Genomic DNA, 26,373 nt, shown 5'->3' with positions numbered 1-26,373 from the left:
TGCAGTTGTCGGCTCAGGGATCCGATTCCACCGCCTTGAACCAAAGCATCGGCCTAGGTGGTTAACGGATAGTTACCACTCAGCAGAGATCAGGCCTCACCAGGGCTTGTAGCTGATGCCGACCTGGGCGATGTCAGCCGAGGCCGAGTATCGGGCCGAGAAGCCGGAGTTGTTGAACGGCACGCCGGCGTTGTTGGTGATCGTCACCGTCTTGTTTTCGAAATTCAGGTGCATGTACTGGCCGCGCAGGATCCAGTTGGATGTAAGCGCGTATTCCAGGCCGGCACCGGCCGCGAGGCCTGCGTGGAAGCTGTCGTCGCCTGCGATGACGCCCACACCGCCGGCGTTGGTGTAATTGCCGGTGATATGTCCAAAGGCAGGACCAGCCGTGACGTAGGCCATCGTGCGGCCTGACGTCAGACCGAACCGCGCACGAATGCTGCCGTAGTCGTCGAGTCTCGACGAACTCACAAATGCGCAATTCGGAGCAGTGGAGCCGTGACAGGTCGAATCAGAATCCCTGAAGCCCATCCCGTTGAAATCGCCTTCGACGCCCACAACAGCAGTGGAGCCGATTTGCCAGTTATATCCCAAATGCGCGCCGCCGACGACGCCGGCAGATTTCAACGTTTGACCGTTCGCGTCGCTATTGAAGTTGTCCATGTCCGTGACGGGCATCGAGCCCATTCCGAAGCCGGCGCTGCCGCCAATATAAGCGCCGGTCCAGTTAAAAGGAGCCTCAGCGGGAAGTCCTGCGGAAGCCCAGGGCTTGTAGCTCAGGCCGACACGGGCGATGTCCGCTTCAGCCGATGACCTGGTCCGGAAGGCCGGCGTCGGCACACCAAGAGCGTTGGTGCTCGCGACATCATTGTTCACAAAGTTCAGATGCAAATACTCACCGCGCAGAATCCAGTTCTGCGTCAACGCGTATTCCACGCCGGCGCCGACGGCCGTGCCCCAATGGTAGTGGCTGTCGTTGCTCTGGCTGACCAGATTTGCGGGGGTCAAAGGTGGCACGAAGTCGGTATGCGAAGCATCGATGTGCCCATAGGCCGGACCCGCGGTCACGTAAAACAGGGTGCGATCGGTGGTCAGACCGAAGCGCGCACGAACGGTGCCGAAGTTGTCGAGCTTGGACGCGGTCGTGAGGCACTCATTGAGTCCCAAGCAGGCCGTCGTCGTGTTCTTCAGGCCGGTCCAGTTGAAATCGCCCTCAACACCGAACAGGAAGGAGGGGCTCGCTTGCCAGTTATAGCCGGCATGCAGGCCGCCGACTGCCCCCGTGGACTTCATCGACGGCCCACTCGTGAAGAAGTTGCCGTTCGCGGAATCGACGTCGGTGACGGGCAATGATGCGACTCCGCCACCGACCGTTCCGCCGAAGTAGAAGCCGGTCCAGCCAGGCGGCGTGGCCTTGACGACGGGTGCAGCGTCGACGATCGGTGCGCCATCCCACGGCTTGTAGCTCACGCCGATACGGGCGATGTCGGCCGTTGCCGACGCCCGCGAGGCGAAACTATTGCCGGCGATTGGAAAGAACTGATAGGCGGTGCCGGTGAGCGGTGTATCCTTGCTTTCAAAATTCAGATGCAAGTACTCGCCGCGCAGGATCCAGTTCGGAGCGATCGCGTATTCGACGCCCGCTCCCGCCGCGACGCCCCAGTGAAAGCTGCTCTCGTGGCTTTGGGCAGCCGACAAACCGGTGACGATGTTGTTCTCGCTGAACGATGCGTTGATGTGCCCGAACGCGGGGCCTGCCGTGACGTAAACCAGGGTGCGATCGTTCGCGAGGCCGAAGCGCGCGCGGATCGTGCCGAAGTCATCGAGCTTCGACGACGTCACAAACGGATTCTGGTTGTTGAGCAATGTGCAGGGGCCGACGCAGGTGGTCGAACTGTCCTTCAAGGACGTCCAGTTGAAATCGCCCTCAATTCCGAACAGAGACGAGCGGTTGAATTGCCAGTTATATCCGGCGTGAAGACCGCCGACCAACGCGCCCGACTTGAGCGAGGTGCCATTCAGCGGCCCTTCTGTGCCGGGAGTTTCCAGCACGACATTGGGCAGCGACGCCACGCCGCCGCCGACGGTGCCGCCGAAGTAGAAGCCGGTCCAGTTGTAAAGCGAAGGGGCCGCAGCGACAGGGGCTTTGTAAACTGGGCTGAGATCGGCAGCGCCGGCAGGGCCAGCCGCAGCAACCAGTGAAAGTCCAAATCCAAAAAGAAACCGCCTCTTCATATCAACTGCCCTCAAATAGGATCCGAACGTGTTCAACGACTCAAGCACTCGACGATAGATACCCGTAAAAATTAAACCGTCGAGCCGAACTGCCGCCGTTTCGTATGAACGTCAGGGCCTGTTGTAGTCGCGCAATCCTGTTGTAGTTCCGCAAGCCTGTTGTAGTCCCGCCACAGGCAAAAACCCCTGCAATTGCTCGACAAATCCGGTTGCAAAAGTAGACCGCCGAAAATTCCACCGTCGATCTTGCGCGCCGAGAACGATAGGCTGTGTGGACGCGTCAGCAGGAGGCCGCAATCATGATCCAGGGCTTGAGCATTCCATTCGGTGCAAGCGACAAGTTCGACTTTGGCGGCTTCGGCGTTGACTGGAAAATCGATGGCGATTTGACCGAGCGCCGGTTCTCCGTCGTCCATCATCCGCTGGCACCTCGCACCCTCGCCGCGCCGCTGCACCGTCATCACAGAGAGGACGAGTATTCTTACGTGATCAGCGGCAAGCTCGGCGCACTGTTGGGCGACGATGTCGTTATCGCCGGGCCCGGGGCGTGGGTTCTGAAACGGCGCGAGCAATGGCATACGTTCTGGAATGCAGGCGACAGCCCCTGCGAGATCATCGAAATCATTTCGCCGGCCGGTTTCGAAAACTACTTTCGAGACATGCGAGCAATCTGGCCCGACACCACCAGACTTGGCGCCATCGCGCAAAAGTACGCGCTCGACGTCAAGATCGAGAGCATCCCCGCGCTCTGCTCACGTTTCGGCTTGAAACTTCCCGGGCCACCGCGCTGATTAGTCGGCTTTGTGCGCACCCTCGGCGGCATCACCATATGGCGGGCGGGGTATGTGTCAGCGAACGACATGTCGAGGAATGAAATAGCCTGAGAAGTTTGACAAATCCTCCCCGATCTTTTGCAGCTGAACGGCCACCGCATCCACCTCAGCTGAAACAACGGGGTAAGTTTTTAGTCCGATCGCATCACGCACTATGATGCTGTCCGCCACGCGGTCAGCAGGTTCGAAATACCAATAGAGGGTCTTGTTGCCGATCGAGACAGACATAGGATAATCAGAGAACTTGTCGTTCTGGCGGTCGATAGCTTGCGCAATCGCGTCGGTTTCATAATGAAACGTGATTGCGTTGCGTATCCGCTTCATAGTCTTGTATTCCTTGGTACCTATGATCGACGCCAACCGCGCGAAAATCTCCCGCGTTTGACGGTCGCATTGATCCACGAGCTTCTTAAAGTCTGGCGTTGTGTTGATTTGGTAGACTACCTTCAACGCCTCAAACGTATGGGCTACCATCAGCCTGACAAAATACGATTTGGCGCCCTGAATTCGATCCTGATGCTCGGATGGAGGGTTCTCGATCCACCGTCTCAGGCCATCATCTGCTATACCCAAATCATTCACGGCCATCATCAATTTGATGAGCAATGGCGCTAGAGCGCCATTATCGGCAATCCTTCTGAAGGTTGTTAGTCGAGTCCTGCTTTTGACGATGCTCATGGGTTGTCGTTTCGCCAAAGAAAAACGGGGCTGACCGAAGCCAACCCCGCTTCCCGTTCAATGCAGAAGATAAACGATCAACGCGATTGCCCTTAGGCAGTCGGCCACATCTACCTTGGTCGAACACCGGATGGTGAGTTGCTTGCGCATACTCTGTCCTCCGGGCCTTCAGCGCGCCGTTAGCCCACAAGAGGGGTTTGCGGAATAGCTCCTACCGAACGAATAAGCCGTCGTTCATAGGTGCATCGGCTCATCTTTGGCGTTCTAGAACCACCGCGGATGACCCCACGTCGCCCTGGGAGGATCTCGGATGCTCCGGTTGATCGGAGGTCCTAGACCGGTCAGGCCGTGGGCTGGCGAGTTGTCCAATTGCTTGCCGCTTTGCGAAGGCGGTGCGAATCGGGCTCGACAGATTGCGCGATTTTGCGGATTCGATTCGTCGGAGTCGAGGGCAGTGGAGCCTATCCCCACACCATCAACAGCTGTGCGAGATAAATTGCCCTAGGGTCGCTACGACTGGCCCCTGGCGCGGTTTCCATGATTCTCAACCACAGGGTGTACCGGACATCGGCTCAACCACTTGCACGCCCCCGAAAGAGATCGTGTACCCTGTGGTGTACCCTTTTGTGCTTTTGGAGGAAAAGCGCCAACTCGAAAATCTGGCCTAACTATCTGATTTCGCTGGCAGGAGTGGCAGGGCTCGAACCTGCGACCCCCGGTTTTGGAGACCGGTGCTCTACCAATTGAGCTACACTCCTGTACGGACCGACGTTGCCGTCCGATCCGCGCCGTTTCAAGCATAGGCCGCGGCCAGATGGCAAGGGCGAAGCGGCCGAAGAGGGCGCCGGCGCGCTCTTGTTCTTGGCCGCCAGCCGCGCCAAAGATTAACGTGACCGATAACGACAATAAATAAAGGGAGACCGTCATGTCCGCGCAGACCGCCGCCCGGCCCGCACACGCCGAGCAAACGCCGCCTTTGCCCGAGGCGAAGCCGGAATCGCTGGGGCTGTCCCCGTCCCGTTTGCAGCGGATGTCGGACGTGTTCCGGCGCGAGATCGACAAGGGAACCATGCCGGGCGCGACTGTCATGGTCGCCAGGGGCGGCCAGATCGGCTGGTTCGACGCGCTTGGCAAGCAAAATCCGGCTGAAAGCCGCCCCATGGCGCAGGATTCGATCTTTCGCATCTTCTCCATGACCAAGCCGATCGTTTCCATCGGTGTGATGATGCTGCTCGAGGAAGGTCACTTCCTGCTCGATGACGCCATCGCCAAATTCATCCCCGAATTTGCCGACCAGAAGGTCGGCGTCGAGAACAACGGCAAGCTCGATCTCGTGCCGCTCAAGCGGCCGATCACCATCCAGGATCTGCTGCGCCACACGTCCGGCATCACATATGAACACACCGGCAACGGCCTGGTGCAGCAGCTCTATCAGCAGTCGCGCGTGCGCAGCCGCAAGATCGACAATGCCGAGCATGCGGCGCTGATCGCAAGCATGCCGCTGATCTGCCAGCCCGGCGCCGAGTGGAACTACAGCCGCTCGACCGACATTCTTGGCCGGCTGATCGAAATCGTCACCGGAAAATCGCTCGGTGCATTCCTCACGACGCGCATTCTCGCGCCGCTGCAAATGACCGAGACCGCATTTCATACGGCTGCCGAGAACGCCCCTCGCCTCGCCGAGCCTTTTACGACCGATCCCTGGACCGGCGATAAAGTCCAGCTCTTCAACATGCTGGAAAAGCCGGTGATGGAATCCGGCGGCGGCGGACTTGTCTCGACCACCATGGACTACGCGCGGTTTGCGCAAATGCTGCTCAATGGCGGCGAACTGGATGGCGTCAGGATCATCGGTCGCAAGACGCTGGAATTCATGGCATCCGATCACCTCGATCCCTCGGTCGAGATCAAGGGTACGCTCACGCAGCCTGGCCACAGTTTTGGTCTTGGCTTCGGCGTGCGCACGCAAGACGGCATCGCGCCGTTCTCAGGCTCGGTCGGTCAGTTCTTCTGGAGCGGCATGGGCGGCACCTTCTTCTGGATCGATCCGAAGGAGGACCTGTTCGCCATCTTCATGTCGCAGGCGCCTGGCCAGCGCGTCCATACCCGCACGCTGGTACGCAACCTCGTTTACGCGGCGATCGAGTAGCGGCGACACTGCTCGTCCCGGCCAAGCGAAGCGCGAGCCGGGACGACGAAGAGTCAACTGATCGTGGCACCGCCGTCGATGACGATGGTCTGGCCCGTGGTAAAGGTGCCGGCGCGCGAGGCAAGAAACACCGCAGCGCCCGCGATTTCGTCGGGCTCACCGATCCTGAGCAGCGGTGAACGCGCGGTAGAAGCCTTCAGCGTTTCCGGATTTTCCCACAGCGCTCGCGCGAAGTCGGTCTTGATCAGACCGGGCGCGATGCAATTGACGCGGATATTGTACTGGCCGTATTCGCAAGCGAGATTGCGCGCGAGCTGCATGTCGGCCGCCTTGGAAATCGCGTAGGCGCCGAGCACGGTCGAACCTTTCAATCCGCCGATCGAGGAGATGATGGTGATCGAGCCGTCCTTGCGCTCGATCATCTGCGGCACCACCAGCGAGATCAGCCAGTGGTTGGCGACGATGTTGTTGTCGAGGATCTTGCGAAACTGGTCGTCGGAAATGCCGGCCTGCGGTCCGTAATATGGATTCGAGGCGGCGTTGCAGACCAGCGCATCAATCGGGCCGAAGACGCGGTTGGTTTCCTCGACCAGATGCTTCAGATCATCCTTGGTGGAGATGTTGGCGGCAACGGAAAGCGCCACCTGCTTGCCAGCCTTGTCGTTGATGGCTTTGGCGACCTCGTCGCAGACCGCCTGCTTGCGTGAGGAAATGACGACCTTGGCGCCGTGATAGGCCATGTGCTCGGCGATCGCGCGTCCAATGCCCCGTGAAGAGCCGGTGATGACGGCGACTTTTCCCGACATATCGAACAGATTCATGTGGCCTCCTCCCATTTATGACGACGATCAAGCAAGCTTGCTTGTCGTCACCTCCGGCCCCGCTGGCCGATGCATGGCCTTGTGCGCCTCATCGGCAATCCACGGCTGCTGGTTCACCATCGGCAAACGCCAGACGTTCACAGTCGGGCTCTTGATGTGATCAAGCCGCGTCACCGAACAATTATCGATATCGAAAGCAAGTCCCTTTTCCGGCTGGCCGCCGAGCGCGAGCCCGAGCGCCGCCTTGATCGTGCCGCCATGGCCGACCGCGATCACATCCTTACCGGCGTGCTCGACATTGATGCGATCGATCGCCCCAACGACGCGATTGTACAGGTCCATAAAGCTTTCGCCGCCGCCGGGCGCGGGTTCGGCGATATCGGCAAACCAGTGACTGCCGGGCGGGCGGCTGGCGAGAAACGCGGCGCGATTCATGCCCTGCCATTTTCCGAGGTGCTGTTCGGCAAACGCCGCTTCCTTCGCCATTGTCACAGGCTTCGGAAACCCGGTGTCCCAGATCGCTTCGGCCGTCTGATGCGTGCGCGTCAAACTGCTCGCAACCCACACCGCCTGGCGCGGCAGAACTTTCGCGACTGCCTCGAACACGTAGCGATCGCTGGTGTCGCAGGCGATGTCCGACTGGCCGTAGATGTTGCCGCCGTCAGAGCGCACCGGCGCGTGGCGCACCCACCACCACCGCGTCATCACCACGTCTGGTTTGCCGGGATTGGACATCGCAAAAGCCCTTCAATAGTGTTGTGTTCGTACGTCAGAGAACTTGCCGCCTCAAGTCACTTCGACGTTTCAAACGTTGTTTTAAAATTTCGCAAGGCGAAACCGCCGACAAGCTTAAGCAGGAGAAGTCCGATGGGCCGTCTCGAAGGCAAATCCGTCATCATCACCGGCGCCGGCAGCGGCATCGGACGTGCGGCATCGCTCCTGTTCACGAAGGAAGGCGCGAGATTGATCGCAGTCGATCGCACCGACGGCGTCAAGGAGACGGTCGATCAGGTGCGCAAAGCCGGCGGCACGGCGGAAGCCGTCATGGCGGACGCGGGTTCCGAAAAAGACGTCATCGCTTTCATCGGCAAGGCGATTGCGACCTATGGCAAGCTCGATGCGATCTGGGCCAATGCCGGCGTCAGCGGCGGGCTGGTGCCGCTTTCCGAACAGACGGTGGAGCATTGGCAGGAAATTCTGCGCATCAACCTGATCGGTCCGTTTCTCGCCATCAAATATGCGATGCCGCGCATGATCAAGCAGGGCTTTGGCGCGATCCTTTGCACAGCTTCGGTTGCTGGACTTAAATCCGGCGCGAGCGGCCATCCTTACGCGGCGAGCAAGGCCGGCGTCATCAGTCTCGTGCAAACCACCGCCTACTCTCTGTCCGGGACCGGCGTGCGGATCAACGCGGTGTGCCCCGGCCTGATCGAAACCGGAATGACCAAACCGGTGTTCGACCGCGCCAAGGAACGCGGCACACAGGACAAGATCGGCCAGCTCAATCCCCTGAAACGCGCCGGTCAGCCGCATGAACTAGCGGCGATGGGCCTGTTCCTGATCAGCGACGAAGCATCCTACGTCAACGGCCAGGCGTTTCCGGTCGATGGCGGCCTCACCGCTTCGATGCCGTATACGGGCAAGCCGATCTAGCTAGACCCGTCATACCTCGCGGCGATGAGGTATCCAATAAACCTCGCCTCTCAGTTCATACCAGACTTCTCTGGAAGACTGTCGCGCGCCTTCGCGCATAGCAGCGCGGCGGCGATCAGACACGTTGAGTTCGAAAGCCATCGACAGTATCACAGGTGCAGCTTGCGAAAACCAACGCTGTGGCGATTGATCCGATGTCCTCGCGTTCCGTTACCTCCACCCGCATAGGAATAGCCTTTTTCTTGCTGCTTGTTCTTCTGACAGTGGCTGCTTCTCTGTCGATCGATTTGAACAAGTTCCAGGAGCGAGCCTCGGTCCAGGAAGATCGAGCGATACTGCAGGGCGTCACCGGGCCCGCCGAGCTCGAGCGCGCACTCAGGCAGTACCCCAAGAACAACGTCCTCCAGCTGATGGCGAAGGCAACGCGTGTGGCCGGCAGCACGAAAGATGCAATCGACAAGCTGTCCGCCCAGATCGAACCCGCGCAACTATCGAAAGAATTGAATTTCGGCTCCGCGAGCCGTGACGAACTTGACGCTTTCCGCCGTGCTCTGAAGACAGCGGAAGCAAATGCGGGCGCGTTTCTTCCGCGCTACGCGGCGATCCTGAAGGCCGAGCGCGAGCAAATCGAAAGTGCGACCGCTTCGTTCCATGTCCCGAAGGAAATCGCGAGCCAGCTTATCGAAGGCCTTGCGCAACGGCATGCCAGGACGCTTGATGCCATCTCGCGCGTGTTGTCGGCACGCGTCGACTACTATCGCGCTTACGACAAATACATCGCGTTCATGTCCGGCGAACTGGGTTCCTTCAAAATCGTCGCCGGACAATTCATCTTCCCGCTTCAACGCACCGTCGAGCGCTACAATGTTGCGGCGCAGGCCATGACGTCAGCCGGCAAGCGCGTCAGCGACCTCGAAAATGACTTGAAAAAGCTGGAGCAGCCGCTACCGGAAGAATGGGTCTCCTTGACTGGCGCCAAATAGCTGGTGAAAAAACAATAAAACCGGAGCGACAGATATCATGCAGCGCAGCAACGATCGCATTCTCACCACTCACACCGGTAGCCTGCCGCGTCCGCCCGCGCTGACCAGGCTTTATGCCATGCGCTCGCGCGGTGAGACTGTCGATTCCGGCGAGATCGAACGCGCCGGTCATGCCGCCTTGCAGGAAATCGTACCCAAGCAGATCGAAGCCGGAATCGATATCGGCAATAATGGCGAGCAGCAGCGCGAAGGCTTTTTCCTGCATGTCCGTCATCGGATGACGGGTTTTGGCGGATCGTGGAAGCGCTGGCCGCGCGCCGACGTCGAGGGCTATCCGGTTTTCAAGCGCGCGCTGGAGCAGCAGTTCGCGGCCAAGGAGATGGTCAGCAATTTTGCGCCCCCGAAGGTGATCGGCGACATTGAATATGTCGGAGCAGCGGAAGCGACCCGTGAATGCACCGATTTCCGCGAATTGCTCGACGGGCGCAAGCACGCCGGCGCCAAAGGATTCACCGAAGCGTTTCTCACCGCCCCCTCCCCTGGCATCGTCGTGGCGGCGATCCGCAACGAGCACTACGACACCGAGGACGCCTACCTCGCGGCGGTCGGCCGCGCGCTGCAGGTTGAATATGAGGCGATTGCCTCGCAGGGCTTCCTGCTTCAGCTCGATTGCCCGGATCTTGCGCTCGAGCATCACATCTCGTTTCAGGAACGCCCCATCGGAGATTTCCTCAATTTCGTCGAGCGCGTCGTCGCCACCATCAACGATGCGCTGCGCAACATTCCGCGCGAAAACGTCCGCATGCATGTCTGCTGGGGCAACTACGAAGGCCCGCACGACCGCGATGTCGCGCTGGAGACGATTTTACCGCTGATCGCCCGCATGAACGTCGGCGCGCTGGTGCTGCCGTTCGCCAATCCCCGCCATGCGCACGAGGTGCGCTGCCTTCATGGAAAGGCGATCGCCGACGACCAGATCGTGGTCGCCGGCGTCATCGATTCCACGACGAACTTCGTCGAGCATCCCGAAGTCGTCGCCGAGCGCATTGAACGCGTCGCCAAAACCATCGGCGATCCGACGCGCGTCATGGCCGGTACCGACTGCGGATTTGACACCTCAGCCGGAGCCGGCCGCGTGGCGGACGACGTGGTGTGGGCGAAGTTGCGGGCTTTGAGTGAGGGCGCCCGAATTGCATCGGGCCACCTGTTTTGAAAAATGTCTTGAAATACCTGGCTACAACTAGCCCACTATATATTTGCCGTTATTTTTCTTCGGCAACATTCCGGAGCACGATCTCCGATAGCCTGATCACGAGTTTTCTCAAACGTGCATTTTCTTCGAGCAACGACACAACGTCGTCATCGCAATAATCGTCTTCGGTAAAATCGTCAGGTCCAAACGACGATGCATCGAGTTCTTCAAGTGCGCTATGGTGCGGTTGTACGGGTACCATGGCCAACTCCCCAATTACTTTCATTAGCCGAACGTGACCCCAGTTCTTCCACCCACAGTCAGAGTGACGTGAGTCGAGGGCGGATTTGAGACCAAAGTTGGAATCTGTTGCGGCGCATCACGCGGTCGCGTCGATGCCGGCGCGCGCTGCAACTTCAGCTGCCCGGATTGGACCGCATTTGCGCCGTCGCTTCGACCGATTGCTTTAAAATCTCTGAAGAAGAGCGGATTTCGATTAGCTTATGTTATCCGACAATCCGTCCTTCGACCGCGTAGAACACGCATAGCGCGAGGCTCGCCCACACGGCCGCGCTGAAATAGAGCGACATCCAGGCGATTTCTTCTTTCCATTCGGAAAGATCGTGCGTGACGATCCAGCGCGTGCTCACGTCACGAAGCCCTTCGAGCGGCCGCAGCAGCCGGTTACCTAAAGCCATGTCGGCCTGCCGGCGCTTCAGATACATCGGCACGTCGACGGTCATCAAAAACGCGAGATAGATCACGATCCCGACAACAGAAATCGCAAGCACGGCCCGGATCGCGCCATCGAACTCCGGCATCAGCCGGCAAAGTCCGATCCCGGCAATGAAGAAAGCGACGGCCCAGATCGAATTCTCGATTGCGTTGAAAAAATAATTCGTGGTGACGACCGCGTACCACGAGAAACATTCCGCGATCAAAATCAACGGCACGATCAGCCAGGCGGCGTTTACGGTCGTTTCCGCGCCCGTCATCGTACCCAGTTGCAGGAGGATCATCGTCCACTGCGCGGCGAAACAAACTTCCGCAACCGTCGCCACCGAGCGGCCGACGGCGACGCTCGACAGCCAGGTATCGAACAGACAGATTCGCTGTACGTCGGCGCGCGGCAATAATGAACGGAACGCGCATCCGAACACATAGGCCGCGCTCAAGAGTAGCATGATCTCCATGCCGGGTACGCGACCGGTCGAGCCGGCATCATGAAGCTGCCGATACATCAGGACCCAGGCGACGACATTGACGCCACTGACCAGCGTCAGCATCGCCCACCACCACGACACCGGATTTGACCAGACCAGTGAACGTGGCCTCGTCCGCATTTCCGACCGCATCGACATCTCCGTGTAACCGAACAGACATCCAATCGTATTAATTCTGTCACAGAACATGGCGAATCACGACAGGAGATTTGTGACAGTCGGCGGCCGCCAGGTCTCGGTACGAGGGCTGCGCCAGCCCGCGGCGGCTCGCCGAGTATCCGACGCGAGGCGCCAAATGCCGGCTTGGTGACATGGAGGCCTTGTCACACCGCCACCAATTTGTGTCACAATCCGCTCCAACGGGCGGACGCACCTTGTCACAAACCAGGTCCGCAAAATCGCGGTCGGCGCAGGCCGATCCGGGGAGGAATAATGTGTGAGATTTGCAGGCGTGGTTTTATCGGCGGCGCGGCCGCAATTGGGCTTGCGGGTGCCTGCGGCATGCTTTCGTCGCCGCTGAAGGCGCAGACGCCGCCCGGCGGCACAGGTTCGACGCGGCTGCCGGCGCGCGGCGAGTTCACCATCACCAACGCCTATATCATGACAATGGAGCGCGACTTCGGCGACCTTGCCGGCGCTTCCGTGCATGTGCGCGATGGCGAGATCGTCGCCGTCGGCAAGGCCGCCACCAGCGGCGGCGAGACGATCGACGGCACTGGCATGATCGTGATGCCGGGCCTTGTGGAGACCCACTGGCACATGTGGAATACCATCTTCCGCAGTTTCGCCGGCGACAAGCCGGAAGAAGGCTACTTCCCGACGGTCGCGCGCTTTGGCCAGCAGATGACGCCTGACGACATCTTCCAGAGCACGCGGCTCGCAGCGGCTGAGGCCATCAACTCCGGCATGACCTACGTGCACTCATGGTGTCACAACGTGCGAAGCACCGCGCACGCGGAAGCCGATATCCGCGCGCTCGCCCAAGCCGGCATTCGCGCCCGCCACTCCTGCGGCTGGCCGCAGGGCCTGCCCGACACGCAATCGGCCGATCAGGCGCCGATCGAAACGCTCGCCAAGAACTGGAAGGATTACTCCAGGGAGGGCCTGCTGACGCTTGGCATGGGATGGCGCGGACAATTCCGCGCCGGTCCCATCAAGCCCGAGGTTTATCAGCCGGAGTTCGACAATGCCCGCAAGCTCGGCTTGCCGATCACCGTGCATGTGGCTTCCGCTGCGCATCGCCAGGCCGGGCAGATCGAGCTGCTCTACAAGGCAAAGCTGATGGGCAAGGACGTTCAGCTTATCCATGCGCTGGCCGTGACACCGGCAGAACTCGACATGATCGAGGAATCGGGCGCCTCGATTTCAACTTCACCCGGCTCCGAACTACGGATCGGCTACGGCTATCCGCTGATCTCGGAAATATTGGCAAAGCGCATTCCGATCGGTGTCTCGATCGACACCTCGGCCCTGACCGGAAGCTCCAACATGTTCGGCGTGCTGAAGCTCGCGCGCGATTCCGAGAATGCGCGGGCCGAGAGCGAATTCAAGATGACGGCGCGACGAGCGCTCGAACTCGGCACCATCGAGGGCGCACGCGCCATGGGCATCGATGACCAGGTCGGCACGCTCCGGCCGGGAAAACGCGCGGACCTGATCATGATCAGCCCCAACGCGCTCAACATGGCAGTCGTGACCGACCCGGCGCATCTCGTGCTGGAAGCGACGACGCCGGAAAACGTCGACATGGTCGTCGTCGACGGCCGGATCCTCAAGCGTGGCGGCAAGCTCGTCGCCGTCGACACCTCGGAAGTGATATCAGGCGCGCGGACGGCGCTCGCGGGCATTCGCGAGCGCACGAAGTGGCGGTGAGCGCGAGAAGGCGGGAGCTATACCGCGCCCGCCTTTTGCGCGTATTCCCAGGAGGCTTTTGACAGCGGCACGGTGCGGGCCGCCGATTCCATCGCCTTGGCGCTTGCCGCGGTGCCGTCGCGGATTCGTCCCGCGATGCCTTGCGTGATACAGGCAAGCCGGAACAGGTTGTAGGAAAAATACCAGTTCAGATCAGGCACGGCGCTGCCGGTGGCGTTGCAATAGACTTGCGCGGCCTCTTCCAGCGACGGAATGTTCAGCGCCGCAAGATCGGCATTGGCGAGACCCGGCATGGTCCACTGCATCAAGAGATAGGTGAAATCCGCCATGGGATCGCCGAGCGTCGACAATTCCCAGTCCAGCACCGCGATCACCCGCGGCTCCGTGGCGTGGAAGATCATGTTGTCGAGGCGATAATCGCCGTGAACGATCGAGACGCGCTCCTGTTGCGGCACGGTGCGCGGCAGCCACTCGATCAGCTTTTCGACCTCTTCAATATGCTTGGTCTCGGACGCGCGGTATTGCTTGGTCCAGCGATCGACCTGGCGCGCGAAATAATTGCCTGGCTTGCCGAATTCGCCAAGGCCGATTGCTTGCGGATCGTAGGTGTGGAGCTTTGCCAGCGTCTCGATCTTGTCCTTGAAGATCGCATGCCGCGCCTCGGGTGACTGGCTCGGCAATGCCGGATCCCAGAACACCCGCCCCTCTTCCATCGACATGACGTAAAAGGCCGCGCCAATCACGGCGTCGTCGGTGCAAAGCGCGTAAGCTTTCGCAACCGGAAAGCCCTGTTTGCCGAGCGCGGAAATCACGCGGAACTCGCGGTCGACCGCATGCGCCGACGGCAGCAGCTTTCCGAACGGCTTGCGCCGCATCACATAGGAACGCGAGGGCGTATCGAGCCGATAGGTCGGGTTCGACTGCCCGCCCTTGAATTGCAGAACGGTCAGCGGGCCCTGATAACCCTCGACGTGCTCACGCATCCACCCATCGAGGCTGATCTCGTCGATCCGGTGCCGCTCCTCGACCGGTTTGGTTCCGGAAAATTCCTCGTCGTTTCTAACGCCTTCGGCCACGGTGGTTTCCCCGACTGTTTCTTCCGTCATTCCGGGGCGATGCGCGAGCATCGAACCCGGAATCTCGAGATTCCGGGTCTGGTGCTAACGCACCATCCCGGAATGACGATACCAAAAGTGCGGCCTGTGGGCGCTCGTTTAATTCGCCGGAGCGTTGGCATATTTCCGAAGCTCGAGCCTGGCAATGGCGCGGTTATGGACCTCGTCGGGACCGTCGGCGAGCCGCAGCGTGCGGATGCCGGCATAGTCCTTGGCCAGCCCCGCCTCGTCCGAAACGCCGGCGCCGCCAAAGGCCTGGATCGCCTGGTCGATGATCTTCAGCGCCATGTTCGGCGCCGCAACCTTGATCATGGCGATTTCGAGCTGCGCGGTCTTGTTGCCGACCTTGTCCATCATGTCGGCCGCCTTCAGGCAGAGCAGACGGTTCATCTCGATGTTGGTGCGAGCTTCGCCGATGCGCTGCTCCCAGACCGAATGCTCGATGATCTTCTTGCCGAAGGCCGTGCGCGACGACAGCCGCTTCACCATCTTCTCTAGCGCCTCCTCGGCCTTGCCGATGGTGCGCATGCAGTGATGGATGCGCCCCGGGCCGAGGCGGCCCTGCGCGATCTCGAAGCCGCGGCCTTCGCCGAGCAGAAGGTTGCTGGCCGGCACGCGCACGTTCTCCAGCAGCACTTGCGCGTGGCCGTGCGGCGCGTCGTCGAAGCCGAACACGGGAAGCATCTTCTCGACCTTGATGCCTGGCGTGTCGAGCGGCACCAGGATCTGCGATTGCTGCTGATGGCGCGGCGCCTTCGGATCGGTCTTGCCCATCAGGATCGCGATCTTGCAGCGGGGATCGCCGACGCCGGACGACCACCATTTGCGGCCGTTGATGACGTAATGATCGCCGTCACGCTCGATACGCGTCTCGATGTTGGTGGCATCGGAAGAAGCCACCGCGGGTTCCGTCATCAGGAAGGCGGAGCGGATCTCGCCATCCATCAGCGGCCGCAGCCATTTGCGCTTCTGCTCCTTGTTGGCGTAGCGGATCAGGACTTCCATGTTGCCGGTATCGGGCGCCGAGCAGTTGAAGACTTCCGAAGCCCAGCTGATGTGACCCATCTCTTCGGAGAGCAGCGCGTATTCGAGATTGCTCAATCCCGCGCCGCGGAACTCGTCGTCCTCATGCGATGACGGCGGCAGGAACATGTTCCACAGCCCCTCCGCGCGCGCCTTCTTCTTCAACTCCTCGAGGATCGGGATCACCTTCCAGCGGCCGCCCTCGGCATCCTGTTGCTTGTAGATCGGCACCGCGGGGCGGACGTGGTTCTTCATGAATGACTGCACACGGCTGAGCCATTCGCGCTGGCGTTCCGACATCGTGAAGTCCATGGGCGTTTCCTCGTCGTTTTAAGTGAATTTGATGGCGGCGACTTTCTGCCCGCCACCGGCTGTCTGCAAGTCCATTTCCAAGAAGCCCGGCAATGCATGGACCGGATGCCGAAGATGTCGGAGCGGCCCATTTTGCATTGACATCCAAACCTTCAAACCATAGTTTCATACAAATGTTTGAATTGCAACCCCAGCCCGCAAATGGCGTCTGACCGGACCCGCGCCCTGATCCTGGATGCCGCCGAACGGCTTTATGCCGAACGCGGCTTCGGCGAGGTCACGCTGCGCGACATTGTCGCCGCGGCCGGCGTCAATCTTGCGGCGGTGAACTATCATTTCGGTTCCAAGGACGAACTGATCGCCGAACTCTTCGTCACCCGCGGCCTTGCGACCAACCGCAAGCGGCTCGCGGAGCTGAAGGACGCCGAGATGGCCGGCAACGGGCGGGCCGACGTCAGGGCAATCCTGCGCGCGCTGGTTGGCCCGACCCTGCGCGGCTGCCTCGGCGCGGGCAACGAGCAATCGACGGCCGCGCATTTCATGATCCGCGCGTCCGTTGAATCGGTGCCGCCGATCCGCCGCATCAAGAATCGCGAAATCGACCACTTGCGGAAATTTGCCGCGGCGATGCGCCGGTCGCTGCCGGACTGCGACGAGGCCGATCTTTACTGGGGCCTGCACTTCGCGCTCGCGATGGCGCATCAGACCATTCGCGACACCGAACGGCTGACCAAGCTTTCCGAAGGCAAATGCGACCTCGATGATGTCGAGGCGCTGATCGCTCGCATCGTCGATGCGGCAGCGATGACGCTGACGGTACGCACGGGTGTGAACACAAGGCCGGCCCGAAACGGCGCAACGAGCATGACGGACAGCCGCGCCGAAAGGTTGAAGGGCTGAACCAATCATTTGGCGCGTCCCTTGTGCCAACGTTTCGTCTCCAGGCAAGCGCGCCTTTCTCGCGGCGCCGCTCGCGTCCGAGTTTTGCTGATGCCCTCGTCTAAAAGGGCGCAGGGAATGCCGGGTGCGCGATGCACCCGTAGCCTCGTGCGCAAAGAGTAGAAAGCACACGAGTAAGTCACCACAGGTACGCCGCACATTCCGGCATTCCCTGTGCGATGGTTTTACGGTTTCCTTCGTAGTCTCCCCGGAGACCGGGCTTTATTGTCTCCGTCACCAGCGTGATGCGCAGCATCATCGCTCGCTTGATACCAGCGTCGGGGTATCAGAACGCTACGACTTCGCCGTCCACCCGTGATGCGTTCGTCTCATCGCACCACAAATGTCCACCGCATCCCGCACTCTACGTTCGTGACGATCGCGAAACGCCCCTTGAGTGAGGCGGGATGGCGCGGGCTTATAGAGATGATTTGCCCGACGGGGAGAGCGAAATATTTTCCGCAGACGAACTGGACATGCAGGCAAATCAACCGGTAGCGCCGCTAGCGCATTTCACCCTCAAACGTCGGCTGCCGGCCGGCCGCTTTCCATTCCATCTCTATTGATGGGGCACTCAATCGACCGTGTAGCCCAAGGCGAAGATCGAAGGTTCCAGAATAGGAATGACCGGCTTGAGCTGCTCGAGATAGGCGCGGTAGCGATAGCGCGAACGATCGTACAATTTTTCCGTGACCTGTGCGTAGCTGGCGGTGCGGGCGTAGCGTCGGTTTTCGTGAAAATTGAGGCAACGCCTCTCGAATGGCGCGCCAACGAAACTCAACATCTTGCGCACATGCGTCTCCTGATCCGCGACGATGTCCTCGTACCGGATCGGCAGATAGCGAAGCGACATCTCGCGGCGGTAGTGTTCGACAAGGCCCATCACCAGGACGTAGTGATGCGCGATCGTTTCGAGATCGTTCGCGCAGTAAAAGCCGTGGGTGAGATGGTTGGAGAACACCGAAAGCACGACATCGAGCGGATGACGCAACAAATGGATGACCGGCGCCTGCGGAAATATCAAGCCGATCAGGCCAAGGTGAGTCTCGTTCAGCGGCATCTTGTCGGTGAACCAGCTCGCCCCCTTGCGCAACGCGCCGAGCTGGCGCGCACGCTGCAGATAATAATCCCGCAGATTGTCGAGGCCCTCGATCTGATCTCCGAGCCACAGGTCGGCAAGCGCCTCTGGATAGGCCAGCGGGCTGTTGAGCATGCACGGAATGACCGCGGTGAGTTCATGGATGGTCGGCAGCTCGTCGCCGGCTGAAATGCGCGGATGTGCGGAGAGCGTTTGCTCGACCATGGTCGTGCCCGATCGGGGAAAGCCAACGATGAAGACCGGCTGCGGGACATCCGTGCGCACGCCCGCGCGCGGCAGGATATTCAGGCGCGGCGCCGTGAAGAACCCCCGAAGACGCGCGACCATATCCTGCGCTTCGGCGGCGAGATAGCGCTGGCCGCTCATCTCGCGCAACGTGCGCTTGCCAGCCTCAAAGGCGGCGAACGCTTCCGCGTACCGGCCCATCTTGTCGAGCAATTGCCCTTTCTCGGTCCATTCGGCCGGTCCCAGGCCGCCCTCCCCATGCCGCCGCTCGATCTCATCGAGGGTCGCAACGGCACTCGCATAATCCTTGCTGCGGCCATGAAGCACGGCGCGCGCGAGCTGCACGGTTCGGTTACCCGGTGAAATGCGCTCGGCCGCATCCAGCAATTCGCTGGCGCGTGCGAAATTGCGGTCCGTCTCCTCCATGCGCGCCCAGCCGTAAATCGTCTGAAAGATATTGGGGTCGAGCCGCACGGACTGCTCATAGAGTTGACGCGCTTCCGCCATCCGCCCCTGGTTTTTGAGATTCCAGGCAAGATTGGCGTAAAGGATTGCGTTCGGTTCGCCGATCAGCTCCATCACGCGGCGGTAATGATGCTCGCCGACCTGAGGCCGCTGCGCCTCGGTCATGATCATCGCCATCAGGTTGTGCGATTGCGCATCCACCGGCGAAAGGCGCACGGCGTTTCGCGCATGAACCTCAGCCTCCGCGAGCGCGCCTTTGCCCAACAGCAGCAGAGCCAGCGCCTGGGTCGCGCCCAGATTGCTCGGGTCGATCCGCACGACCCGCGTCAACAATGCTTCTGCCGCGATTATCCGATTCTGGATATTACACAGTTGAGCAAGCAGGGTGAGCGCACCGACATGGCGCGGAGACCGATTGAGAAAATCGATCAGAAACCGCTCCGCTTCCGCAACACGTCCGGCTTGGAGTGCAGCCTGCGCCCGCTCGACCTCAGGCGTTTCCAGCGCCGACGCCTGCGAGATACTCCAATCGAGCGCGCAACAGCGATCGCCGCGCAAGCCGCTGAGGCAGCTACAGGGCGCGGCATTTTCTAACGGAACTGAGGACATGCGCTTCGATGTATCACATCATCGCGCCAGCCCATACGCGGCCTGGCACACCCGCGGGTATCCTAAGATCAAAAATTCCAGGTGAATCCGCCCTTGAAAGTGTGAGTTTGGACGTGCTCGGCCAACTCGCCCTGATACGACAGACCGACCTTCATTTTCGAGGTGATACGCCAATCAAGCCCGGTGTCGACCAGCGCCGCATTGCGTGCGATCGGCACGCCGGAAACCGAGAAGCCCGTCCCCGTGCTCTGGAACGCCAATGCCGCCTGCGGCGTCACATCGCCAAACGCATATTGCCACTGCGCCGAAAGGCGCGGCACCAGGAAGGTGCCATTCGCAAGCGGCACGATGGTCGCGGCGCGCAAGCCCAGCGACGAATAGCCGACGCTCTCATCATTGCTCAAGCCCGAGAGAGCCGCGATGCCGCCGTTCTCCGCGAATGCGCCGGTATGAACATTCACGTAAGCCAAGCCGGCAAACGGCTCGAGCGCGATGCTGCCGAACGCAACACCATACCCGACTTCGCCGAACACCTGGCCGACATTGGCGCTGGAACTGGCGCTCACCGGCTCGAACAAACCGGGGAAGGCGACCGTACGACGGGCGTCGATGGTATCGAAGGTGTAGGCCGCGCCGGTGCGCACGCTCAGCGGTCCGACTTTGCTCCCGGCATAAAGGCCAAGCTGAGCGCTGTCGATGCCGGCAGAACTGCTGCGCGCATCGACGTTGACGTCGGAATGCAAATAGCCGGCGGTAAAGCCGGCGCGGACGGTGCCGAACAGCGCATCTACGCCGGACAGGAAGCCCTCGAACCTGCTGTTCAACGTCGCGGCGTTGCCGTCGCCGTCGGCATGGCCGAAGCCGCCCAAGGTCTGGGTCCAGAACGCCAAATCGCGCGGCGTTCCCGCGGCCCTTGCCGGCGGCGCCTTGGTCGGAAAGGCGCCATCCACTGAGCCCATCGCATAAGCCAATTCCGGCCCACCGAACCCGAGCGCACCAAGCTCGCCCGGCGCACTCGCATACGAGGATTGCCGCAAGCGCCCGAGCATGGCGCTGCGAACAAACTGCGATTCGTCGACGAGCGTATTCTGCAAGCTGCCGTAAATTTCACCTGAAAGAGCATCGAAGGCTTGGCGCGCGCCCGCCACCGTCTGGTTGAGCACCGCCAGCTTTAACGGATTGGTGGAGGAAGCCGCGTTGAGCGCGGTGGCCACGCTGCTCTGGTTTGGTGTCTGCGCGAGCGAGAGAAATGAAGTTGAATTGCGCGAGAGCGTCAAAAACACCTCGTTGGCGTCGGTGGTCAGCATCGGCGTGAGAAACGCAAACGGCACTGCGGTGGTCACGCCGGCAAAGCTGGTGTTGCCGAGACTACCGGCCGTCACGATGGTGTAGCGGGTCCCGGGCGTGATGTTGCTGCCGGTTCGGGTCAAGACCTCAACGGTGCCACCACTCAGCGTCGCGGTGCCGCTTACCGTGAGCTTGTCCGATTGCCCGGCCGGATTGACGTTGACGTTGAAGAAGGAGCCCGGTGAAAACGTCGCATTGCCGTTCACCTGCAACGTGGTGAAGGGTGTGCTCGCGCCAGGCGCAATCGTGCCGCCGCTTGCGGCGGTGACGTTGCCGATCACGGTGCCCTGACCTGCGAGCACACCGCCCGCATTCACCGTTACAGAACCGGTGAGCTGCGCGCCGGGATTGTTGGCATCGCCCACCACCAGCGTGCCGCTCGTGACCGTGGCCGCCCCGACCTGGGATTGTCCATTCAGGGCCCAGATTCCGTTCGCCTGCACGTCGAGCGTGTTGAAGTTAAGAAAATTGTTGTTGGCGCTGCCGCTGCCCTGAAGGATCAGCGCGTTCGTTGCGCCCACGGCCGTACTGCCTACCGCATCGCCGTTGAGCACCGAGCCGGTTTGCAACGTCAGCGTATTGGCGCCTCTTCCAAAGAATTTTACCGATGCGCCGCCTGGCCCGCCCGTGATCGTGCCGGCATTGGTGACTGTGCCGGAGCCGGCAAAGACGACACCATAAAGACCGCCGCTGATCATTGCGCCGGCCAGATTGGTGACGCTGCCACTGCCTACCAGCACACCATACCCATGCGCGCTGGTGATGGTACCGGCATTGACGATGGTGCTGGGGCCATTGATCGCGTCGATGCCGGCGTGACCGCCGCTGATCGTGCCACCGGCCAGATTGCTGATGCTGCCGCCGCTAGTTAAGAGAAAGATACCTTGATCGTTGAAGATGTTGCCATTGCCGCCCGCGATCGTGCCAGCGTTGGTCACGGTGATGGTACTGTTATATCTGACCATGATGCCGTAAGCGTTGCCGGCGATCTTCCCGCCGGCCAAATTCGTTACACCAATGGTGCCGCCGGAAAAGTAAGCGCCCTGCTCGCCGCCCGTGATGGTGCCGCCGTTGATCAACCGCGAGGGATTATCATTACCGAACAAGATCCCGACGCGCCCGCCCGTGACCGTCCCGCCCGCCAAATTGGTGAGGCTGCCGCCGCCAAACATCTCGATGCCATACGACCCAGCGTTTTTGGCGGTGATGACGCCGGCGTTGGTGACGCTACCCACGACGGGACAAATTGCAGGCCCGATATTACGCCCGTTGCAGGTCGCGACCCCAACCGCGTTGCCGGTGATGGTTCCGCCCGCGAGATTGGTGACGCTGCCGCTCATTTGGAGATAGACACCCTTACCGGCCCGCCCTGTCCCATCAATGGTACCTGAATTGATCACCGTGCCGGGGGCGCCATTAACCGAAGCGCCAATGCTCCCCCCGCTGATCGCTCCGCCGGTCTGGTTGGTGACGCTGCCGCCGTTCTCGAGATAGACACCATTCGTGTTGGTGTTGACGCCTCCGATTTGTCCGCTGTTGTTCACGGTGCTGCCGGCGCCCTGAAGGCTGATTCCCGTGGTGCCGTTGAACAGCGTCCCACTCTGCGCAGTGACGTTCCACGCGGTGCCGGCCGCGCCTGCAACCGCAGGATTGCCACTGACATTGATGCTGGTCCCGGCTCCGAACGTGATCGGGTTATTTGCCGGATTGAGATTGTAGGTGGTGTTTTGAACCGGCGTCACCACTGTCTGCGCATGAGCCGAGGTGACGAGCGAAACGCCAAGCGCGAGCGTTGCGGATGCGGCTGGGCGAGCGAGGCCCGAAACGCTCGACAACAGCCGGCCGCGGATACTTTGATCGCCGCGTCCGACGAATGAACTGCCGGAAAGCGGCGAATGAAGCGGCACGCGCATCGGAGGGACCTTAAGATCTATCACGCCGTAGCAAGGCACTCGTGGCGGCGGAAATTGGCCGGAACGAAAAGACTGCGGCGCGATGGCTAACAAGGCGACGGCGGGGCCACTGTACCCAGCGTCTCAATTGCGGGTTCCACCCGCCTGTTTTTGATGTCTTTTGGTCGAAAATTCTTTTGTGTTGCGCTTCCGCTACTCAAGTCGACCCATGATGACGAACATACGACTTGGCGCATGTCCTGGCGTTGACCGCGAGGTCCAATCAGAAAGGCGATCGTGTCCTTGCAATCTCGCGTTGCGGACTCATAATGTGGAGAAGGCAGCCGATGTGAGTTGGAATGCAGGCGGACGACTTCCGGCGCGATGCGCGCAGTTTTGGGCTGGAGCCATTGCGCGAGGTGATCTCCGATCTCAGCGACGTCACTCCGCGTACTGCCAGCGATAATTTTCACTTCTCGACCGCCACTCTGGCAACCGACAAGGCCCTGCTGACCGACTCCTTCGGGACGAGACTGGAATACAACCGCACGCCTGCGCACATTGCCCGCGGCGGCATCGATCATTACCAGATCGCCTTCTGCATGCAGGGACGGATGCAGTTCAGCGCAGGACGCCGCGAGCTAACGATGCGTCCCGGCGATATCTGGCTGGTCGACATGGCGGAGCCGAGCCGAACCTGGCTTGGGCAATCCGACGACCTGCAGGTGCGGGTGATGGCGCTCGTGTTGCCACGCGCGACGCTCGGCCCGCTATTGGCGCACCCGGATTCGATGACGGCGTCGTTCACATCCGGAAGAGAACAGCGCGCGCGCCTTCTCGCCGATCAGTTTGCCACGCTGTGGCGCCCAAACGCGCACGAAACCACCAACCTGACTGCAACGATCCAGGCGATGACCGAAGTCGTCGCCGCCGCCTTTGGCGCTGCATCGGAGGTGAAGGACAATGCCGGGAGAGCCGAACGACATCTTCATCTGGCAATGATCAAGCGTTATATCGAGGCGAACCTCGAGACCGGCCAGCTCACGGCCGATCATCTTTGCCGCCGCTTCCATATTTCGCGCGCGAGCCTTTATCGGCTGTTCGAATCTGACGGCGGACTGCAACGCTACGTTCAGCAACAGCGGCTCAACCGTGCCTTGAGACGTCTGATTCATGCGGCGCCGACCGGGATTCGCGTGATAGACCTTGCTTCCGATCTGCAATTCAGCAGCGAGTCTTCGTTGATCCGCGCTTTCCGCCGGCAATTCGGTCTCACGCCCGGCGAGATCAAGGAACTGTCCGGCGCGCGGCTGCGCGAGACGAACGCAAGTCCGGGGCCGGACAACCTATTTGGTCAACTTGCCAGCAGGCGTTCCGTTATTGAATGACTTTGGATGAGAGACGATCTCGATCAGGAAAGCCCGAGCATTGCCCACGCCTCGGTGCCAGCGATGTTGCCGACATTGAATATGTTCGTTGACATAAGCGAACTGTCACACCGTTTCGAAGAAAGTGTCATAACGCCTGGCTAGGTTCCCCGCCAGTTTTCATACTGGGGAGAACCTAAATGCATCAAACGAGACACGCGCTGCGCAGCCGGAAAGTCGGGCTGCTGGCAGGCGCAGCCGTCGCAGCGCTCGGCGTCATCACGACAACCGCGGTCGCCTTCGATCCGGACAATTCCGCCGATCGCGTTCGCACCACGACGCCGATCAAGCATGTCATCGTTGTGCTGGCGGAAAACTCCAGCTTCGACCACGCCTTCGGCACCTTCCGTCCCCGCAACGGCCAGCGCATCCACAACCTGTTGTCGGCGGGCATCGTCAACGCGGACGGCACGCCGGGTCCAAATTTCTCAAAAGCGGCGCAGTTCACAGCAACACCACAGCCGAATTATTTCGTCAGCGCGCCCGATGGCAGCAAGACGCCCTTCAGCACTTTGCCTCCGCCAGATCTACACGGCGTACCGTTGCAGGCCAGCGATAGCAATCCGCCTCCGTTCGCGACGGTTGCGGTCGCTCATGCGGCCGAACCTAGCCTCGAGGGCGAAGATGCCGTGCTGTTGACGACCGGCGCAGCGACCGGCTTGACCTTCAAGCCTGAGACCGGCGGCGTACGCAATCCTGACACGCGCATTCTCAATGCCAACAACCTGCCGAACGGGCCGTTCCAGCAGACCGCAAAGGATGCGCACGGCCACGGCCTTCCGTACGACGCCTACACAGAAGACACCATTCACCGCTTCTATCAGATGTGGCAGCAATCGGACTGCAGCATTCGACATGCCACGCCTGACAATCCGAGCGGCTGTCTGGCCGATCTTCTGCCTTACGTGATCACCACGTTTGCCGGGCAGGCCGAAGAAGGCATGGGCACGTCGATGGCCTTCTTCAACATGAACCAGGGCGATGCGCCGACGCTGAAGAAGCTCGCCGAAGAATATGCCATTGCCGACAACTATCATCAGGCAGTGATGGGCGGCACCGGGGCCAACCACATCATGCTCGGCACCGGTGATGTTTATTTCTTTAATCAGGCGTTCGCGCAGAATGGCGTGTTGAATGCCGCGAGCTTCAATCCGGCTCCGCCACCAACCGTTCCAGGCGCAATCCTCGGCCTGCCGCCGCAAGTCACAGTGTCGCTGGTGGCCAATCCGGATCCGGTGTCGGGCACCAACAACGTCTATAAGAATGATCCCAGCGCCTCGCTTGGCGAATATGTCAACTGCTCGGACCCGACCCAGCCCGGCATTCCGGCGATCACCAACTACCTGGCGACCTTGCCATACAAGACATCGCCGACGGTTTGCGCGCCCAACACCTTCTATGCGGTCAACAACTTCTTCCCCGGCTATCATCCCAACGGCACACCGGCGAACCCGTTGTCGCCGAAGCAGGCGGCGGATGGCAGCGACTTCTTCTTCATTCCGCCGCAGAACCTGCCGACGATCGGCGATGCGCTGAATGCGAAGAACATTTCGTGGGTCTATTACGGCGGCGGCTTCAACGAAGCGGTGGCCGGCCAGCCCAACGCGTTCTGCCCGATCTGCAACCCGATGCAGTATGCCGCTTCGATCTACGGCAATCCCGCCCAGATCAAGGCCCATACGGCTGACATCACCGACTTCTTTACCGCCGCCCAACAGGGCAAGCTGCCTTCGGTTTCCTTCGTCAAGCCGAGCGGCTTTGTCGACGGCCATCCGCAATCGTCCAAGCTGATCCTGTTCGAGGCACTGCTCGACAACATCGTCGATCACGTCAAGTCGAACCCGGAGCAATTTGCGGAAACCGCTGTTATCGTCACCTGGGATGAAAGCGGTGGCTTCTACGATTCGGGCTTCATCCAGCCGGTCGACTTCTTCGGCGACGGCCCGCGCGTGCCGCTGCTCGTGATCTCGCCGTTTTCCCGCGGCGGCCGCGTGGTCCACACTTATTACGACCACGTCTCGATCACGAAATTCATCGAGCACAACTTCGATCTGAAACCCTTAAGCGCGCGCAGCCGCGACAATCTGCCGAACCCGGTCATGGACGAGGACGACAATCGCTACGTGCCGCGCAATATGCCGGCGATCGGCGATCTCATGGACATGTTCAACTTCGACCACCGTGGAGACCGGAACGATCACGATCATGACGATCACGACCACGACGGCTAACCGTTTCAATCTGGCGGTCGATTGAAAATACCGGGCGGTGCGGAGACGTG

At 60.7% G+C, this 26,373-nt stretch carries 19 protein-coding genes, 1 tRNA gene and 1 pseudogene; 9 read left to right on the top strand and 12 right to left on the bottom strand.

Translation table 11 applies throughout. The features are described from left to right. Positions 1–96: 96 nt before the first annotated feature. Positions 97–2,235: an outer membrane protein gene (locus VFB05_RS31620; protein ID WP_325020029.1), complete on the bottom strand. Its 2,139-nt coding sequence runs from the start codon at positions 2,233–2,235 to the stop codon at positions 97–99. Positions 2,236–2,534: 299 nt separating this feature from the next. Between VFB05_RS31620 and VFB05_RS31615 the strand changes: the two genes are divergently transcribed. After that, on the top strand, positions 2,535–3,026 hold the full coding sequence (locus VFB05_RS31615; RefSeq protein ID WP_325020027.1) for a cupin domain-containing protein: 492 nt from the start codon (positions 2,535–2,537) through the stop codon (positions 3,024–3,026). Between the two features lie 57 nt (positions 3,027–3,083). Here VFB05_RS31615 and VFB05_RS31610 read toward each other — a convergent pair whose 3' ends face one another. Further along, entirely contained in the window at positions 3,084–3,746 is a 663-nt protein-coding gene (locus VFB05_RS31610; RefSeq protein WP_325020025.1) for a hypothetical protein, read from the bottom strand. A gap of 682 nt (positions 3,747–4,428) precedes the next feature. Beyond that, positions 4,429–4,504: transfer RNA gene (locus VFB05_RS31605), tRNA-Trp, on the bottom strand. Between the two features lie 167 nt (positions 4,505–4,671). On the opposite strand from VFB05_RS31605, the gene VFB05_RS31600 reads away from it, so the two are divergent. Then, complete coding sequence (locus VFB05_RS31600) at positions 4,672–5,895, top strand: serine hydrolase domain-containing protein (RefSeq protein WP_325020023.1); 1,224 nt, start codon at positions 4,672–4,674, stop codon at positions 5,893–5,895. Positions 5,896–5,948: 53 nt separating this feature from the next. Here VFB05_RS31600 and VFB05_RS31595 read toward each other — a convergent pair whose 3' ends face one another. Both VFB05_RS31595 and VFB05_RS31590 read right to left on the bottom strand, forming a co-directional pair. Then, positions 5,949–6,716, bottom strand: a complete 768-nt coding sequence (locus tag VFB05_RS31595) for an SDR family oxidoreductase (protein ID WP_325020021.1) — start codon at positions 6,714–6,716, stop codon at positions 5,949–5,951. A gap of 27 nt (positions 6,717–6,743) precedes the next feature. After that, the gene (locus VFB05_RS31590; RefSeq protein ID WP_325020018.1) at positions 6,744–7,451 is read right to left on the bottom strand and encodes a histidine phosphatase family protein; all 708 of its coding nucleotides are present in this window, start codon (positions 7,449–7,451) and stop codon (positions 6,744–6,746) included. 132 nt (positions 7,452–7,583) lie between these two features. Between VFB05_RS31590 and VFB05_RS31585 the strand changes: the two genes are divergently transcribed. From VFB05_RS31585 to VFB05_RS31575, 3 genes are all read left to right on the top strand, one after another. Continuing rightward, positions 7,584–8,369: an SDR family oxidoreductase gene (locus tag VFB05_RS31585; protein WP_325020016.1), complete on the top strand. Its 786-nt coding sequence runs from the start codon at positions 7,584–7,586 to the stop codon at positions 8,367–8,369. Between the two features lie 242 nt (positions 8,370–8,611). Further along, positions 8,612–9,352: a hypothetical protein gene (locus VFB05_RS31580; RefSeq protein WP_325020014.1), complete on the top strand. Its 741-nt coding sequence runs from the start codon at positions 8,612–8,614 to the stop codon at positions 9,350–9,352. Between the two features lie 37 nt (positions 9,353–9,389). Beyond that, the gene (locus VFB05_RS31575; RefSeq protein WP_325020012.1) at positions 9,390–10,565 is read left to right on the top strand and encodes a hypothetical protein; all 1,176 of its coding nucleotides are present in this window, start codon (positions 9,390–9,392) and stop codon (positions 10,563–10,565) included. Between the two features lie 49 nt (positions 10,566–10,614). Here VFB05_RS31575 and VFB05_RS31570 read toward each other — a convergent pair whose 3' ends face one another. Together VFB05_RS31570 and VFB05_RS31565 are read right to left on the bottom strand one after the other, a co-directional pair. Continuing rightward, positions 10,615–10,806 (bottom strand): hypothetical protein, encoded by a 192-nt coding sequence (locus tag VFB05_RS31570; RefSeq protein ID WP_325020010.1) that lies wholly within the window; start codon positions 10,804–10,806, stop codon positions 10,615–10,617. A gap of 244 nt (positions 10,807–11,050) precedes the next feature. Continuing rightward, on the bottom strand, positions 11,051–11,887 hold the full coding sequence (locus VFB05_RS31565) for a hypothetical protein (protein WP_414643346.1): 837 nt from the start codon (positions 11,885–11,887) through the stop codon (positions 11,051–11,053). Between the two features lie 312 nt (positions 11,888–12,199). Here VFB05_RS31565 and VFB05_RS31560 point away from each other — a divergent pair, with 312 nt between their 5' ends. Further along, complete coding sequence (locus tag VFB05_RS31560; RefSeq protein ID WP_325020006.1) at positions 12,200–13,639, top strand: amidohydrolase family protein; 1,440 nt, start codon at positions 12,200–12,202, stop codon at positions 13,637–13,639. A gap of 17 nt (positions 13,640–13,656) precedes the next feature. Here VFB05_RS31560 and VFB05_RS31555 read toward each other — a convergent pair whose 3' ends face one another. Both VFB05_RS31555 and VFB05_RS31550 read right to left on the bottom strand, forming a co-directional pair. After that, positions 13,657–14,715: a phosphotransferase family protein gene (locus tag VFB05_RS31555; RefSeq protein WP_325020004.1), complete on the bottom strand. Its 1,059-nt coding sequence runs from the start codon at positions 14,713–14,715 to the stop codon at positions 13,657–13,659. A gap of 138 nt (positions 14,716–14,853) precedes the next feature. Then, positions 14,854–16,089, bottom strand: a complete 1,236-nt coding sequence (locus VFB05_RS31550; RefSeq protein WP_325020002.1) for an acyl-CoA dehydrogenase family protein — start codon at positions 16,087–16,089, stop codon at positions 14,854–14,856. Between the two features lie 201 nt (positions 16,090–16,290). Here VFB05_RS31550 and VFB05_RS31545 point away from each other — a divergent pair, with 201 nt between their 5' ends. Continuing rightward, positions 16,291–16,989 (top strand): TetR/AcrR family transcriptional regulator, encoded by a 699-nt coding sequence (locus tag VFB05_RS31545; protein WP_325020000.1) that lies wholly within the window; start codon positions 16,291–16,293, stop codon positions 16,987–16,989. Between the two features lie 613 nt (positions 16,990–17,602). On the opposite strand, the gene VFB05_RS31540 is transcribed toward VFB05_RS31545, so the two are convergent. The 3 genes and pseudogenes from VFB05_RS31540 to VFB05_RS31530 all read right to left on the bottom strand — a co-directional run bounded on the left by VFB05_RS31540 (position 17,603) and on the right by VFB05_RS31530 (position 22,686). Then, positions 17,603–18,982, bottom strand: a complete 1,380-nt coding sequence (locus VFB05_RS31540; protein ID WP_325020074.1) for a sulfotransferase family protein — start codon at positions 18,980–18,982, stop codon at positions 17,603–17,605. Positions 18,983–19,174: 192 nt separating this feature from the next. Then, positions 19,175–19,426: pseudogene (locus VFB05_RS31535) on the bottom strand (hypothetical protein); the annotation flags it as partial. A 68-nt stretch (positions 19,427–19,494) separates the two neighbouring features. Continuing rightward, complete coding sequence (locus tag VFB05_RS31530; RefSeq protein WP_325019998.1) at positions 19,495–22,686, bottom strand: autotransporter outer membrane beta-barrel domain-containing protein; 3,192 nt, start codon at positions 22,684–22,686, stop codon at positions 19,495–19,497. A 338-nt stretch (positions 22,687–23,024) separates the two neighbouring features. Between VFB05_RS31530 and VFB05_RS31525 the strand changes: the two genes are divergently transcribed. Further along, complete coding sequence (locus tag VFB05_RS31525; protein WP_325019996.1) at positions 23,025–24,053, top strand: helix-turn-helix domain-containing protein; 1,029 nt, start codon at positions 23,025–23,027, stop codon at positions 24,051–24,053. A 179-nt stretch (positions 24,054–24,232) separates the two neighbouring features. Next, positions 24,233–26,323: an alkaline phosphatase family protein gene (locus VFB05_RS31520; protein ID WP_325019994.1), complete on the top strand. Its 2,091-nt coding sequence runs from the start codon at positions 24,233–24,235 to the stop codon at positions 26,321–26,323. Positions 26,324–26,373: the final 50 nt, after the last annotated feature.

Source organism: Bradyrhizobium sp. (assembly GCF_035652035.1).
Lineage (GTDB): Bacteria > Pseudomonadota > Alphaproteobacteria > Rhizobiales > Xanthobacteraceae > Bradyrhizobium.
The sequence above is the reverse complement of the archived record's forward strand: the minus strand, read 5'-3'. Positions and strand labels throughout refer to the sequence as shown.